The following is a 14,291-nucleotide window of genomic DNA, read 5'->3' as shown; positions in this document are numbered from 1 at the left end:
CCCCCCCCCCCCCCCCCCCCCCCCCCCCCCCCCCCCCCCCCCCCCCCCCCCCCCCCCCCCCCCCCCCCCCCCCCCCCCCGGCCCGGCCCCTCGGCAAATGACGGACGGTCCGTCACCCGACTGGCGGAAAATCCCGGTCCCGCCAGGAGTGATGCACCACCAGAAGTGGGTATCAGCAGCGCCGTTGGCGTCATCTGTCCTTTTTATGCCTAACGTCCCGAATGCAAAGGGTCGGGGGCTTCGCCGATTCGCGACTTCCGCGTCCGGGTTCCGCCCGACTGGAGGAGACGGATCGCAGACAGCGGGAGTGCCAGTAATCTGGCATAGCCCAATAAAAGGGACTTATTGGTCTCTTGGTACATGGGCCCGAGGAGGAACGCGATGAGCCAGGCACCGGCTCCGTCCAGCGCGCCGAGCAGCGCGACCGCACCGGAGGGTGCCGGGCCGGATCCCACCGGGTCACTCGGACTCGCCCAGGCCACCGCCCTCGTCATCGGCGGCGTGATCGGGACCGGGATCTTCCTGCTCCCCGCCACCCTGGCGCAGTACGGGACGGTCTCCATCCTCGCGTTCGGGCTGGTGTCGATCGGCGCGATCCTCATCGCGATGATCTTCGGCAAGCTCGGCGCCCGCATCCCGGCGTCCGGCGGCCCGTACGCGTACGCCCGCGACGCCTTCGGCGAGTTCGCCGGCTTCCTCACCGCCTGGTCCTTCTGGCTGACCGCCTGGATCGGCAACGCCGGCATCGCCGTCGCGTGGGTCGGCTACGTCAACTACTTCCTGCACTGGGACAGCACGGTGGGCAAGATCCTCATCGCCCTCGTCGGCCTGGCCGTCCCCGCACTGATCAACCTGTCCGGCGTCAAGAACATGGGCGCCTTCCAGTTGATCACCACGATCCTCAAGTTCGTCCCGCTGATCTTCGTGGCCGTCGTGGGCCTGTTCTTCATCAAGGGCGCAAACTTCGGCCCGTTCAACGCGAGCGGCGGCGACTTCCTGGACGCCCTCCAGACCTCGGCCGCGCTGGTGGTCTTCGCGTACTCCGGCATCGAGGCCGTGGCGATCGCCGCAGAGAAGGTGCGCGACCCCGAGCGCAACGTGGCGCGCGCCTCCGTCTACGGCTGCCTCGCCTGCGCCGCCGTCTACATGCTGTCCACCATCGCCATCATGGGCACCGTCCCGCACGGTGAACTGGTCGACTCCACCGCGCCGTTCTCCGACGCGCTCAACAACATGTTCGGCGGCAGCATGTGGGGCGGCGCGATGGCCGCGATGGCCATCATCTCCGGCATCGGCGCACTCAACGGCTGGACCATGCTGGTGGCCGAGATGCCGTTCGCGGCGGCCCGCGACGGGATGTTCCCCAAGGCGTTCACCCGGATGCGCAACGGAGTGCCATACGTCGGCATCATCATCGGCACCACGCTGACCATCATCGTGATGGCGATGAACTACCTGTGGTCCGAGGACGCGTTCGAGGACATCCTGCTGCTGGCCACGGTGACCACCGTCATCCCGTACCTGTTCTCGGCCGCGGCCCAGCTCTTCTGGCTGGTCACCCGCGAGCGGGCGGTCAGCCGGGGCAAGCTGGCCAGGGACCTCACCGTCGCGATCGTCGGCCTGGCGTTCACCATCTGGATGGTCTACGGCTCCGGCGCCGACGCGGTCCTGAAGAGTCTGATCCTGTTGTTGGTCGGCATCCCGGTCTACATCTGGGTCAAGGCGGCGCGCGGCGAGTACGGGCCCAACGAGGTCATGCACGACGCGTCCGGCAACGCGGTCGGCACGTTCCCCAGCGACGGCCCCGAGCGCGGGTCCGCCAAGTGACACCCGCCGCGCCACCAGCGCGGCGGCCCGGAAAACCGCGGGAAACCCCCGCACTGCCAAGGAGGTTCCATGGGTTTCAACGTCCAGTCGGAGACCGGGCGGCTCAAGCAGGTCATCCTGCACCGACCGGACCTGGAGCTCAAGCGGCTGACCCCGACCAACAAGGACGAACTGCTCTTCGACGACGTCCTGTGGGTCAAGCGGGCCCGCGAGGAGCACGACGCGTTCGCCGACGCGCTGCGGGACCGCGGCATCACGGTCTACCTCTTCGCCGAACTCCTCCGCGACACCGTGGGGGGCGAGCCGGCCGCCAAGAAGCTGATCCTCGACCGGGTCTTCGACGAGCGCGCGTACGGCCTGCTCGCCGTCGACGAACTGCGCGGCCTGTTCGAGAACTTCGACACCGACACCCTGGTCACCCACCTCATCGGCGGCATCACCAAGCGCGAGGTCCTGGACCACATCGAGGAGCCGCTCAGCGTTGCGTTCCACACGATGGACCTGGACGACTTCGTCGTCACGCCGGTGACGAACCACCTGTTCACGCGCGACACCTCGGCGTGGGTGTACGACGGTGTCACGATCAACGCGATGCAGATGCCCGCGCGCCGCCGCGAGACCGTGCACTTCGAGGCGATCTACAACTATCACCCGATGTTCGCCAAGGGCGACTTCAACGTGTGGAATCCGGGGCAGTCCTCGTACCCCGCCACCATGGAGGGCGGCGACGTCCTGGTCATCGGCAACGGCGCGGTGCTGGTCGGCATGAGCGAGCGCACCACGCCCCAGGGCGTCGAGGCGCTGGCCCGCTCGCTGTTCGACAAGGGGTCGGCGACGAAGGTCGTGGCGCTGCGCATGCCGAAGGCGCGCGCGTTCATGCACCTCGACACGGTCATGACGATGCTCGACGGCGAGACGTTCACCAAGTACGCCGGCATGGGAATGCTCCCCTCGTACACCATCGAGCCGGGGGACGGCGACGACGAGCTGAAGGTCAGCGACCACCGCGCCGAGGACATGCACAACGCCATCGCCCGCGCGCTCGGCCTGGACAGCATCAACGTCCTGACCGCCACGCAGGACGTGCGTTCCGCGGAGCGCGAGCAGTGGGACGACGGCTGCAACGTGCTCGCGGTCGAGCCCGGCGTGGTCTTCGCCTACGAGCGCAACGTCACCACCAACACGTTCCTGCGCAAGAACGGCATCGAGGTCGTCACCATCCGCGGCAGCGAACTGGGCCGGGGACGCGGCGGACCGCGCTGCATGAGCTGCCCCGTGGAGCGCGACCCGGTCGCCTGACCCCCCGATCCGCCCGACCGCACGAAGAGAAACACTGGAGACATGGCTTTCAACCTGCGTCACCGCAACTTTCTCAAGGAACTGGACTTCACGCCCCAGGAGTTCAGGTTCCTGATCGACCTCGCCGCCGACCTCAAGGCCGCCAAGTACGCCGGCATCGAGCAGAAGCGCCTCAAGGGCAAGAACATCGCGCTGATCTTCGAGAAGACCTCGACCCGCACGCGCTGCGCGTTCGAGGTGGCGGCGCACGACCAGGGCGCCAACGTCACCTACCTCGACCCGACCGGCTCGCAGATCGGCCACAAGGAGTCGATGAAGGACACCGCGCGCGTCCTGGGCCGCATGTACGACGGCATCGAATACCGCGGTTCCAAGCAGGAGTACGTCGAGGAACTCGGCAAGTATGCGGGCGTCCCGGTGTGGAACGGCCTCACCGACGAGTGGCACCCCACCCAGATGCTCGCCGACATGCTCACCATGAAGGAGCACTCGGACAAGCCGCTGCACCACGTCTCCTTCGCGTACCTCGGCGACGCCCGCAACAACATGGGCAACTCGCTCATGATCACCGCGGCGATGCTGGGCATGGACGTGCGCATGGTCGCCCCGAAGACCCTGTGGAACGACGACGCGATCATCGCCAAGGCCAAGGAGATCGCGGCCAAGACGGGCGCGACGATCACGCACACCGAGGACGTCAAGGCGGGCGTCAAGGGCGTCGACTACCTCTACACCGACGTGTGGGTCTCGATGGGCGAGCCCAAGGAGGTCTGGGACGAGCGCATCGCGCTGCTCAAGCCGTACCAGATCAACATGGACGTGGTGAAGGCGACCGAGAACCCCAAGGTCAAGTTCATGCACTGCCTGCCGGCCTTCCACAACCGGCACACCAAGGTCGGCGAGGACATCTACGAGAAGACCGGCATGGAAGCCCTTGAGGTCACCGACGAGGTCTTCGAGGCGGACTTCTCGATCGTGTTCGACGAGGCGGAGAACCGCCTGCACACCATCAAGGCGATCATGGTCGCGACGCTCGGCGACTGACAGCCCCGGTAGCCGCGTACGCCCGGGCTCCGGCTCGGGAGGCCGGGCGTACGCGTTCCACCGGACGCCACCGCGTCCAGCCAAACCGTGTCTGATTTATCAGCATCCATTGGCAAATCAGGTGCAGTCCGGGCCCTGCAAGTCGGCCCCGCAAGCCGGCCGTGCAAACCCGGCCCCGCAAGCCGGCCGTGCAAACCCGGCCCTGCAACCCGGCCCTGCCAACCGGTCCGGCCGTTCCGGGTCCGTTGTCCCCAGAAGGGAAGCGAACATCATGCGCGTTGTCGTCGCCCTCGGCGGAAATGCGATGCTCCAGCGTGGGGACAAGCCCGACGCGGACATCCAACTCGCCAACATCCGCAAGGCGGTCAAGTCCCTGGCCCCGCTGGCCGAGGAACACGAGCTCGTGGTGACGCACGGCAACGGCCCACAGGTCGGCGTCCTCGCCCTGCAATCCGCCGCAGACAAGTCGTTGACCATCCCGTACCCCTTCGACGTCCTCGGCGCCGAGACGCAGGGGATGATCGGCTACTGGCTGCTCCAGTCCTTGCAGAACGCGCTGCCGGGACGCCAGGTGTGCGCGCTGATCAACCAGACGCTCGTGTCCGCGGCGGACCCCGCGTTCGACAACCCGACCAAGTTCGTCGGCCCCGTCTACGACGAGGGCGAGGCCAAGTCGCTGGCCTCCGAGCGCGGTTGGACCGTCAAGCAGGACGGGCAGTACTGGCGCCGCGTCGTCCCCTCGCCCCGGCCGCGCCGGGTGGTCGAGACGCGGCTGATCCGCCAGCTCCTCAACTCGGGGGCCATCGCGGTGTGCGCGGGCGGCGGCGGCGTACCGGTCATGCGCAACGAACTCGGCCAACTCGTCGGTGTCGAGGCCGTCGTCGACAAGGACCTCACCGCGTCCCTGCTCGCCGAGGCGCTGGACGCCGACGCACTCCTGCTGCTCACCGACGTCCCGCGCGTCATGCGGGGGTTCGGTACGCCGCAGGCCGAGGAGATCCCGAACGCCACTCCCGCGATCCTGCGCGGCGAGGACTTCCCGGCCGGGTCCATGGGTCCCAAGGTCGACGCCGTCTGCCACTTCGTGGAGATGACGGGCGACATGGCGGCGATCGGGTCGCTGGAGCAGGCCGCGGACATCCTGGCGGGCAAGGCCGGCACCATCGTCACCCCGAGCGGGCAGTACCCCGAGCGCGGCGTTCTCTGACCACACCCTTGCCACGGCACGCCTCCACCGATTTGCCGTGCCCATGGCGGAATGGGAGGGCGTCTCGCACGAGACCCACGACGGCGTCAGCGCCGCGGCGGCGCCGCCGGCCGCGGCCAACGCTGCCCGGGCGGCCGGCGACTCCGAGCGGGAGATGAGCGAACTGGTCTATCAGGCGCAGGTCATGGCCGAGCTCAACAACGCACCGCAACAGGACTTGGGCCGGGAACGCGAAGTCTGAGAGCGCTGTTGGGCGGCCCTTGCGCCGGGTGGTTCCCGGCTTGCCGGATGCTCCGCGGGCGCGCTGGACGGCGTTAGGACACAACCGATCGGGCCGAGGCCGTTGCCGAGGAAGGCGCGGGCGGGGTGGCAGTCGGGGCGGGCGCCGGGCGGGCCGAAGCGCAGAGCGGAAGGCAAAGGCGGGGCGGACGGCGGTCGTGAGGGGCGCCGCAGAAGTTGATCTCCCAGCCGTCTCCCACCCGGTCCGCGCCGCGTCACCGTCGACGATTCCCGAAGTCGCGGCGGCGGGTGCGGCAGATCCGGGGGCAGGGGCTCTGACCAGCGGCAGAGCGGTTGCCGGCGCCGACCGGGCGAGGTCCCTCGCACGCGCGACTGCCGAAAAGGCCGTTGTGGTGTCACCATCACCCATATGGCCGCTTCAGTGATGCCTGCCGCCGACACCCTCACCCGGACACTACTGGCCGCCCGCGAGGCCGATTGGGGCACGTGGACGCGCGACGACTTGGAGCGCGTGGTCGCCACGTTGTCATGGCGCACGGCGGCGCACGACCCTGTGGAGCTGGATCCCGGCGTACCGGGTCTGCTGTGCCGGTGGGAACCGGCCGAGGATGTTGATCCGTGCCCGGCACTGCACTTCGAGGTGCCGATACCGGTCCCCACCCCGGGCCCCGACCTCCCGGCGCCCTCCGGACCGGGGCGCAACCTCGGCTTCGGCGCCGGCTTGTCCGGCGAGTCGTGGGGGCTGCCGGGCGCGGCATTCCCGCGCGACCGGGAGCGCGAACTGGACGCCGCGCACACGCGCCTCGTCGCCGCGGTCACCGCCGCGATGGGGCCGGCGCCGTGGCGCGGCGGCCCCGGCGCGTGGTTGCGGTGGCGCAGCCGCGCCATAACGCTGCGGCTCGCGCGCGACCACGCGCGCGGTGCGCTGACGATGGAGCTGTTCCCGACGATGCTGTGGGAGGCGCGGGAGCAACGGCGGTTCGCGCGCGCTCCCGGGCTCACGGGGCTGCCGTACGCGTGGTGTGTCAGTCGTCCCGACATGGCGCTCGCCGAGTTGTTCCTGCCGTTCGGCCCCGACCCGCGCGACTGGGACGACTTCGCCGTCACGCTGCCCGAATTGCTCGCGTCCGCCGTCACCGACCTGCCGCTGGTGGGCTGGATCGAGCCGATCCTGCTGGTGATCGGGGACGTCGCCCGGCCGAGCCGCACCGTCGAACTGCGCATCGGCCAGGACCGCCTGGAACTCGGCGGGATCCCCGGCCTGTCCCGTCGGGTCTGGCTGCGCCCGGGCGCGGACCACGGCCGCCGCGCGGGCGGCCTGCTGCTGGACGCCTTCACCGAGTGGGGCATCACCGCCGCCTCCGGCATGCGCGTCCGCGCGTGGACCAGCGGCGGCTACGTCGACTTCCCCGGCCTGGGCGTGCGCCCCGAAGGCACCCACCCCGACGACCTCGACTAGAACCGGAGCAGATCCAGCACTCCGAGGCGGCAACACACGCGACCGCCGACGGACCCGCCGGCGGTCGAGGCTCTGCGGTGGGGTCTTGTCACGTGTGCGTAGGGGGGCGGGTGGCGTGCGGGTCATTAGCAGGTAGTCGGTGGTCTGACGGCTGGCTTGGGGGCGCGGGCGGGCATTGCGGAAGCGGCGTGGTCGCTCGCGCGTTTGGGGCAGCGGGTGCGGTGCGCGCGCGGTCTTGGGCGGTGCGGCGGGGCACTGTATTTGGGGCGGGTCGCGTGGGTTGCGCATTGAGTTGCGGCGTTGTCGTCGGGGTGGTCGGGCGGTCGGGGGAAGCGGCGGCGCGGTGGGGGCGCGTCCGTCCGGTTGCACGTGGGGGTGAATTCGTGCCGACCGGAGTCGCGCCGTCGGGTAGTGTGTACGGCCTTGCCCGGGGTGCCGTGCGCGGTCGGCGGCTGATTGCCGTATCAGGACCGCCGCGGCGAAACCAAGAGCGACCGACCCAACTGACGCCGAGCGTCGGGTGCTTCGTGGTGCCCGGCGCCAGAGGAGTTCGTCGTGCCGTCTGCCGCCGCATGCCCGCGACCACCTACTGAACCGTCCGTTCGCGGACGGGGGATCGAATCCGTCCGCTGCTTCGTGGCGCTCGCTTCCGCCGGGTTCCGGCGGTACTCGACGTACCGCCAGGCCATGGTCGCGGGCGTCTTCACCAATGTCGTGTTCGGCGCGATGCTCGTCGCCGTTCTGACCGCCGTCGCCGATGCCGGTGGCGGGCGGCCGGGAGGTTACACGTCCGCGCAACTGGTCACGTTTGTCTGGGTCGGCCAAGGCCTGCTCAACGTCGTGTGGATGTGGAACTGGAAGGAACTCGCCGACCGGGTCGCCGCCGGTGACGTGACCTCGGATCTGCTGCGCCCGGTCGACCCGCTGACCGCGTACGCCGCCGCCGACCTCGGCCGCGCCGCGCAGGCCCTGCTCGGGCGCCTGCTCGTGCCCGTACTGTTCGGGCTCGTCTTCTACACCATGTACCTCCCGCAACACGCCGCCACCTACCCGCTGTTCGCAATCTCGGTGGCCGCCGCCACGCTGATCAGCTTCGCCGGGCGCTACCTCGTCAACCTGTCCGCGTTCTGGCTGCTGGACGTGCGCGGCCCGATCATGTTGTGGACGCTCGCGGTCGGCATTCTGAGCGGGTCGTACTTCCCGCTGCGCTTCCTGCCCGAGTGGGCCCAGTGGGTGCTGTGGTGCGGCACGCCGTTCCCCGGCATGTTCCAGATCCCGTTGGACACCGCCGTCGAACGTACGTCCGGGTTCACCACAGTGGCCATGGTGCTGCTGCAACTCGCGTGGGCCACCGCGATGTTCGGGCTGTGCGTCGTCGTGCAGCGCAGGGCCGTCGTCCGCCTGGTGGTACAGGGTGGGTGACTCCGCGCGGGCGTACCGGCACCTTGTACGCGCCCAGATCCGCAGTCAGAGCCAGTACCGCCTGTCGTTCGTGCTGGACGCCGGGCTGACCTCGGTGATCACGGTCCTGGAGATCCTGACCATCGTCGTGATGTTCCGCGTGACCCCGGAGCTCGGCGGGTTCTCGCTGCGCGAGGCCCTGCTGATCGCCGCGTTGTGCGAGTTCGGCTTCCACATCGCCGATCTCGCGGTCGGCAACATCGAGGACGTCAACCGCTACGTGCGCATGGGCCTGATGGACGGCGTCCTGGTCCGCCCGCTCAGCCCGCTCGGCCAACTGCTCGCCACCGACTTCCCGTTCCGCAAGGTCGGGCGCGTGGTGCAGAGCGCGGGACTGTACGTCGCGGTGCTCGCGTACGCCGATCTCGACTGGACGCCCGCCCGCGCGGTCCTCGCCGTCGTCGCTCCCGTGTCGGCCGCCGCGCTGTTCTCCGCGGTCTTCGTTGCGGGCGCCACGGTCGCGTTCTGGTGGATCGACTCGGGCGAGATGGCCAACGCGTTCACGTACGGGGGACGCCAGTTCGGCTCGTACCCCATCACTGTCTACCCGTCGTGGCTGCGCTCGGTGTTCGCGTACGGCCTCGGCCTCGCCTTCGCCGGGTATCAGCCCGCCCTGGCCCTGCTCGGCCGCCCGGACCCGCACGGGACCCCGGCGTGGGTGGCGTGGTGCACCCCGGCCGTCGCGGCGGTCGCGTGGGCGGTCGCGCTGCTGCTGTGGCGTACCGGAATCCGTCAGTACAGGAGCACAGGATCATGAGCCGTACCCCGCGAGTCACCCCCGCGACGACCGACGCCGCCACCGCCACCGGCAAAAACACGCTCGCCGCCGCGGAGGCCCCGGTCATCCGTGCCGCCGGGCTGAGCAAGGAGTTCACCGTCAAGCGCAAGGCGGGCCGCCTGCGGCGCAGCACCCACACCGTCGCCGCGGTGGCGGGTGTCGACCTGACGGTCGGACAAGGCGAGACCGTCGGCTACATCGGTCCGAACGGCGCGGGCAAGTCGACCACGCTCAAGATGATGACCGGCGTTCTCACCCCGAGCGGCGGCGAACTGCGCGTGTGCGGCGTGGAGCCGGTGCCGCGGCGCAAGCAGTTGGCCCGCCGCATCGGCGTGGTCTTCGGGCAGCGCTCGCAGTTGTGGTGGGACCTGCCGCTGCGCGAGTCGTTCCGGATGCTGCGGTACGTCTACGCCGTCCCCGAGGCCGAGCACGCCGACCGCCTCGCGGCCTGCCGCGACCTGCTCGACCTCGACCCCTTCCTGGACACGCCCGTGCGACAGCTCTCACTGGGCCAGCGCATGCGCGGCGAGATCACCGCGGCGCTGCTGCACGGCCCGCAGGTGCTGTTCCTCGACGAGCCGACGATCGGCCTCGACGTGGTGAGCAAGCAGGCGCTGCGCGGGTTCCTCGCCGACCTCGGGGCCGGCGGCGACGTGACGATCATGTTGACCACGCACGACCTCGCCGACATCGAACGCCTGTGCCCGCGGCTCGTCGTGGTCGACCACGGGCGCGTCGTACACGATGGGACGCTCGCGGAGCTGCACGCGCGCCACGGGTCGCAGCGGCGCGTCGTGGTGGACCTGGACACGCCGTACGACGAACTCCCGCACGTACCAGGCGCGAAGGTCGACCGCGTCGAGGACGAGGGGCACCGGGTGGTCTTCGCGCTGGACGGCGTGCCGGCGGGCGGCCTCATCGCGCGCCTGGCGCAGCTCGGCGGCCTGCGCGATGTGGCGGTTCTGGAACCGGACATCGAGGAGGTCGTCGCCCGCCTGTACGCGCAGGGGGCGTAAGCCGCGGGCGCGCACACGTGGCTCGCGGTCTACCGCGAGTCCGGCACCGGGGAGCGCGTGAGCCGCGGGCGTGCACGCGTGGCACCAACGCGCGCGCACCCACCCACGCGCACCCACCCACGCGCACCCACACGCGGCACCACACGTGCTGCGCCCCGATGAGCACCCCGGTGCCGCGCGTACCGCCGATCCGACGACAAAGCCCCGCACTCGGCGCGTCCCCCAAGGCCACATCCCCCGCACTCCCTACGATGACGGGCGGACTATTGCCATGAAATTAGTCCAAACAGGCAGCAAAACCGGCAATAGTCATTGATTCCCGAGCGGATGCAGAGGTCCTGTGGCCAGCACCAACGACGGCACGGAGCGGAACGGTCCGACCGACTCCCGCGGTGCCGCGTCCCCGTCCGGGCGCGGCGTCGTGGACCCGGTCGTCGCGGCGCTCGGATTCGGCCTCGTCCTCGCCGTGGTCCTGTGGGGCGTGTTCGCGCAGGACTCCCTCGACAGCACCGCCGGGAACGCCCTCGACTGGGTCATCGACAACTTCGGCTGGCTGTTCGTGGTGGCGGCCGACGTCTTCCTGCTGCTCGCCGTCTACCTCGCGCTGAGCCGCTTCGGGCGCATCAGGCTCGGCCGGGACGACGAGGAGCCGGAGTTCGGCACGCTCCCGTGGGTCGCGATGATGTTCAGCGCGGGCATGGGCATCGGCCTGATGTTCTACGCCGTCGCCGAGCCCATCGAGCACTTCGCGACGCCGCCGCCGGGATCCGGTGCCTCGGCCGGCACCGGCGGGGCCGCGGGCGCGGCGATGCAGTACACGCTCTTCCACTGGACGCTGCATCCGTGGGCGATCTACGACGTGGCCGGGCTCGCACTCGCGTACGCCACCTTCCGCATGGGACGCGGCAACCGGGTCAGTTCGGCCTTCGTGCCGCTCCTCGGCGAGCGGGCGAACGGCCGTGCCGGACAGGCGATCGACCTCCTGGCCATCTTCGCGACCGTGTTCGGCTCCGCGACCTCCCTCGGCCTCGGCGCACTCCAGGTGGCCAAGGGCCTCAACCTGACGATGGACGTCAAGGACACCGAGAGCCTTGAGGTCATCATCATCTGCGCGCTGACCGCGGCCTTCGTCGTGTCGGCCTTCAGCGGCATCCACCGCGGCGTCAAGTGGCTGAGCACCGCCAACGTCGTGCTCGCCGTGGTGCTGATGGTCTTCGTGTTCGTCGTCGGACCGACCGTCTACATACTGGGCGTGCTGCCGTCGTCCATCGGCAACTACTTCCAGAACCTCACCAACATGGCGACCCGGACCGGCGCCTTCATCGGCACCGAGTGGCTGGCCAAGTGGACGGTGTTCTACTGGGCGTGGTGGCTGTCGTGGGCCCCGTTCGTCGGCACGTTCATCGCCCGCATCTCGCGCGGTCGCACGGTACGCGAGTTCCTGGTCGGCGTGCTCCTGGTGCCGAGCGGTGCCAGCACGGTGTGGTTCGCCGTGATGGGCGGAAGCGCGCTGCGCATCCAGCAGACCGGTGAGGCCGATCTCGTGACGAAGACCGCGGAGGGGCCGGAGAGCGCGCTGTTCGCGATGCTCGACGCGATGCCGCTCTACGGGCTGACCGCCACCGTGGCGATGGTCCTTGTGGCGCTCTACTTCGTCACCGGTGCCGACTCCGCGTCCCTGGTGCTGGGCTCCCTCACCACCAACGGATCGCTGCGTCCCCCGTCGTGGATCGTGGTCATCTGGGGCACGCTGATCGGCGCGGTCGCCTCGGTGCTGCTGCTCGCGGGCGGCCTGGAGAGCCTCCAGCAGGCCACCATCCTCGTCGCCCTGCCGTTCGTGGTGGTGATGATGGCGCTGTGCGTGGCTCTTGTCATGGAGTTGCGCGCCGATCCCGCGGCCAGACACGAACGCCGCAGGTCACGGCCTCGCGGTCTGGGCGAGGCGATGCGGGTGACCGTCGGCGAGGACGCCGAGCCCGAGACGTACGATCGTCGCCACGGCGGCATCTGACCGGCACCCGAGCCCTCGGACCGCCCTGCGACAGGGAAGACGGAGGAGCCGCCGTGCTCATGGAGGAGGCGCGCGCGGAGCTGTGCGCATACGGGCGGCGCGCGGTGGGCGAACGCTACGTCGTCGGCAGCTCGGGGAACCTGAGTGTGCGCGACGGCGACCTGGTGGCGGTGACGCCGACCGGCGTACCGCTGGACCGGATGGCGCCCGGCGACTGCCCGGTGGTGGACCTCGACGGCAAGGTCGTGGAGGGCACGCACGCGCCGTCCTCCGAGACGCCGATGCACCTCGCGCTGTACGACGCCGCCCCGGAAGCGCGCGCCATCGTGCACACGCACTCCGTCTTCGGTGCCGTGGTGTCGACAACGCGGACCACCCTGCCCGCGATCCACTACAACGTGCTGCTCTTCGGCGGCCACGACGTGCGCGTCGCGGAGTACGCCACCTACGGCACACCGGAGTTGGCCGGCAACGTACGCGCCGCGCTGCACGGCGGCAGGCACGCGGCGCTGCTGGCGAACCACGGAGGGGTGACCCTGGGTGCGGACCTCGACGAGGCGTTCGAACGCACCCGGATCCTGGAATGGCTGTGCGAGGTCTATGTGCGCGCCTGCGGCATGGGCGGCCCGCGCCTGCTGAGCGCCGACGAACTCGCGGATGTGGAACGGCGGATGACTACTTAGCCGGACATCGCGTATGCCGTCGCGGACATGCGTGGGCGCGCACCACTATGGGCGCATGACGAAGTGGGAACCGCCGCCCAGGCATTCCGCCGCATCCGTCTACCGTCCGACGCAGCGGATCCAGCGCTTCCACGTGCCCGCGGAGCCGTGGACCGACGCGGCCGGGCGTCCGGGGTTCGGGGGCTACGTCGAGCTGGACGTCGACGAATGGGGGTTCGTCCGCGAGCCGCCGCGTGAGCGAGCCCGGGTCGGGGTCCTGGCTGTGGTCCTGGTGGCCATGTGGTCGGCCACGCTCGTCAGCACCGTCTCGCTGGGGGTCGCACAGGCGGCCTCGGACATGTGCTCCGGCGGGCCCGACACATGGTGGTGCACCGAACTCGGCGGGCACGTCCGCCGGACCCTCCCGTGGCTGGCCGCCCCGGTGATCGGGGTCACCGGAACCGTGGGCGTGGTCACGGGCGGTCATCTGATGCGCCGTCTCGCCGCGTGGGGGTGGTTGGCCGGGCTGGTCGCCCTGTGGATGCTCGTCCACATGCTCGTGCGCGCCGAACCGGCCGCCTGGTGACGCTCCTTCGGGCGGCCGGTCCGGTCGATCGGTGGTGCCTGGCGGTGTCGCGGTTCGGTCAGTAGCGGACGTCGATGACGATCCGGCCCGGGTTGGTGAGCGGGAACGTGTGGATCTCGGTGACGCCCGCCTTGGTGGCGAACCCGACGTTGAGGTGGCCCTCGAAGTCGCAGGTCACCGCGAACCCGGTCACCTTGGCCAGGTGCGGCGTGTAGACGAGCCGCGGGCCGGGGTACGTCGGGTCGCCGTTCTCGTCGTGCGCGGCGGCGTTCGTGGTGATCTCGGTGTACTCGGCGCCGGTCAGCGGAACGGTCTGGCCGGAGCCGCAGTACTGGAGCTGGTCCGGCCCGCCGATCGACCCGTACGCCGGGACGTTCCCGGAGAAGTCCAGCACGATCCGGTCGAACCCGGCGTGCCTGCCGGTGCGGATGTTCGTCAGGTACGTCGGGGCGGCGGCGGGCTCGGCGCACTCCGCCGTCGGCGCGGCGGCGACGGTGCGCGTCACGGCCGCGGGAGCGGCCGCCTGGGCGGCGGTGACCGGGAGCAGCGCCAGGGCGATGAACGCGCCCGCCGCCGCGGTCGCGACGGCGGAGCGGGTCGTACGGGAAACGCGCGTGCGACGGCGCGGCTGCGACGGCTCGGAGTCGGTGGGGGACAGGTGCACGGGGGACCTCCCGCGGATCGTTCAGGTGCGGAGCGCG

At 70.4% G+C, this 14,291-nt stretch carries 13 protein-coding genes; 12 read left to right on the top strand and 1 reads right to left on the bottom strand.

Annotated elements, in window-relative coordinates; all coding sequences use genetic code 11:
• Positions 1-381: 381 nt before the first annotated feature.
• The 12 genes from ACRX5S_RS34295 to ACRX5S_RS34240 all read left to right on the top strand — a co-directional run bounded on the left by ACRX5S_RS34295 (position 382) and on the right by ACRX5S_RS34240 (position 13,590).
• Positions 382-1,827, top strand: a complete 1,446-nt coding sequence (locus ACRX5S_RS34295) for an amino acid permease (RefSeq protein ID WP_436777113.1) — start codon at positions 382-384, stop codon at positions 1,825-1,827.
• Between the two features lie 69 nt (positions 1,828-1,896).
• Positions 1,897-3,126: an arginine deiminase gene (locus ACRX5S_RS34290; protein WP_436777112.1), complete on the top strand. Its 1,230-nt coding sequence runs from the start codon at positions 1,897-1,899 to the stop codon at positions 3,124-3,126.
• A gap of 42 nt (positions 3,127-3,168) precedes the next feature.
• The gene (gene argF, locus ACRX5S_RS34285) at positions 3,169-4,170 is read left to right on the top strand and encodes an ornithine carbamoyltransferase (protein WP_436777111.1); all 1,002 of its coding nucleotides are present in this window, start codon (positions 3,169-3,171) and stop codon (positions 4,168-4,170) included.
• A 271-nt stretch (positions 4,171-4,441) separates the two neighbouring features.
• A complete protein-coding gene (gene arcC, locus ACRX5S_RS34280) occupies positions 4,442-5,377 on the top strand; it encodes a carbamate kinase (protein WP_436777110.1) in 936 nt (311 codons plus the stop codon).
• A gap of 37 nt (positions 5,378-5,414) precedes the next feature.
• Complete coding sequence (locus ACRX5S_RS34275) at positions 5,415-5,618, top strand: hypothetical protein (RefSeq protein WP_436777109.1); 204 nt, start codon at positions 5,415-5,417, stop codon at positions 5,616-5,618.
• Between the two features lie 408 nt (positions 5,619-6,026).
• Positions 6,027-7,076 (top strand): hypothetical protein, encoded by a 1,050-nt coding sequence (locus ACRX5S_RS34270; protein WP_436777108.1) that lies wholly within the window; start codon positions 6,027-6,029, stop codon positions 7,074-7,076.
• A 636-nt stretch (positions 7,077-7,712) separates the two neighbouring features.
• Complete coding sequence (locus ACRX5S_RS34265) at positions 7,713-8,498, top strand: ABC transporter permease (RefSeq protein ID WP_436777107.1); 786 nt, start codon at positions 7,713-7,715, stop codon at positions 8,496-8,498.
• Positions 8,491-9,294, top strand: coding sequence for an ABC transporter permease (locus ACRX5S_RS34260; protein WP_436777106.1), 804 nt, complete (start codon positions 8,491-8,493; stop codon positions 9,292-9,294). The genes ACRX5S_RS34265 and ACRX5S_RS34260 overlap by 8 nt, the downstream gene beginning before the upstream one ends.
• Positions 9,291-10,331 carry an ABC transporter ATP-binding protein gene (locus ACRX5S_RS34255; protein ID WP_436777105.1) on the top strand — a complete coding sequence of 347 codons (1,041 nt, stop codon included), beginning with the start codon at positions 9,291-9,293 and terminating at the stop codon, positions 10,329-10,331. Before ACRX5S_RS34260 ends, ACRX5S_RS34255 begins: the two co-directional genes overlap by 4 nt.
• Before the next feature lie 421 nt (positions 10,332-10,752).
• The gene (locus tag ACRX5S_RS34250; RefSeq protein WP_436777189.1) at positions 10,753-12,342 is read left to right on the top strand and encodes a BCCT family transporter; all 1,590 of its coding nucleotides are present in this window, start codon (positions 10,753-10,755) and stop codon (positions 12,340-12,342) included.
• Positions 12,343-12,401: 59 nt separating this feature from the next.
• Positions 12,402-13,025 (top strand): class II aldolase/adducin family protein, encoded by a 624-nt coding sequence (locus tag ACRX5S_RS34245; RefSeq protein ID WP_436777188.1) that lies wholly within the window; start codon positions 12,402-12,404, stop codon positions 13,023-13,025.
• Between the two features lie 55 nt (positions 13,026-13,080).
• Positions 13,081-13,590 (top strand): hypothetical protein, encoded by a 510-nt coding sequence (locus tag ACRX5S_RS34240; protein WP_436777104.1) that lies wholly within the window; start codon positions 13,081-13,083, stop codon positions 13,588-13,590.
• Between the two features lie 58 nt (positions 13,591-13,648).
• On the opposite strand, the gene ACRX5S_RS34235 is transcribed toward ACRX5S_RS34240, so the two are convergent.
• Positions 13,649-14,254, bottom strand: a complete 606-nt coding sequence (locus ACRX5S_RS34235; RefSeq protein ID WP_436777103.1) for an AMIN-like domain-containing (lipo)protein — start codon at positions 14,252-14,254, stop codon at positions 13,649-13,651.
• Between the last annotated feature and the right edge of the window lie 37 nt (positions 14,255-14,291).

Origin of the sequence: Yinghuangia sp. YIM S09857, from assembly GCF_051388915.1 — a bacterium.
In the GTDB taxonomy this organism is placed as follows: Bacteria; Actinomycetota; Actinomycetes; order Streptomycetales; family Streptomycetaceae; genus Yinghuangia.
This window is presented reverse-complemented; position numbering and strand designations above follow the sequence as displayed.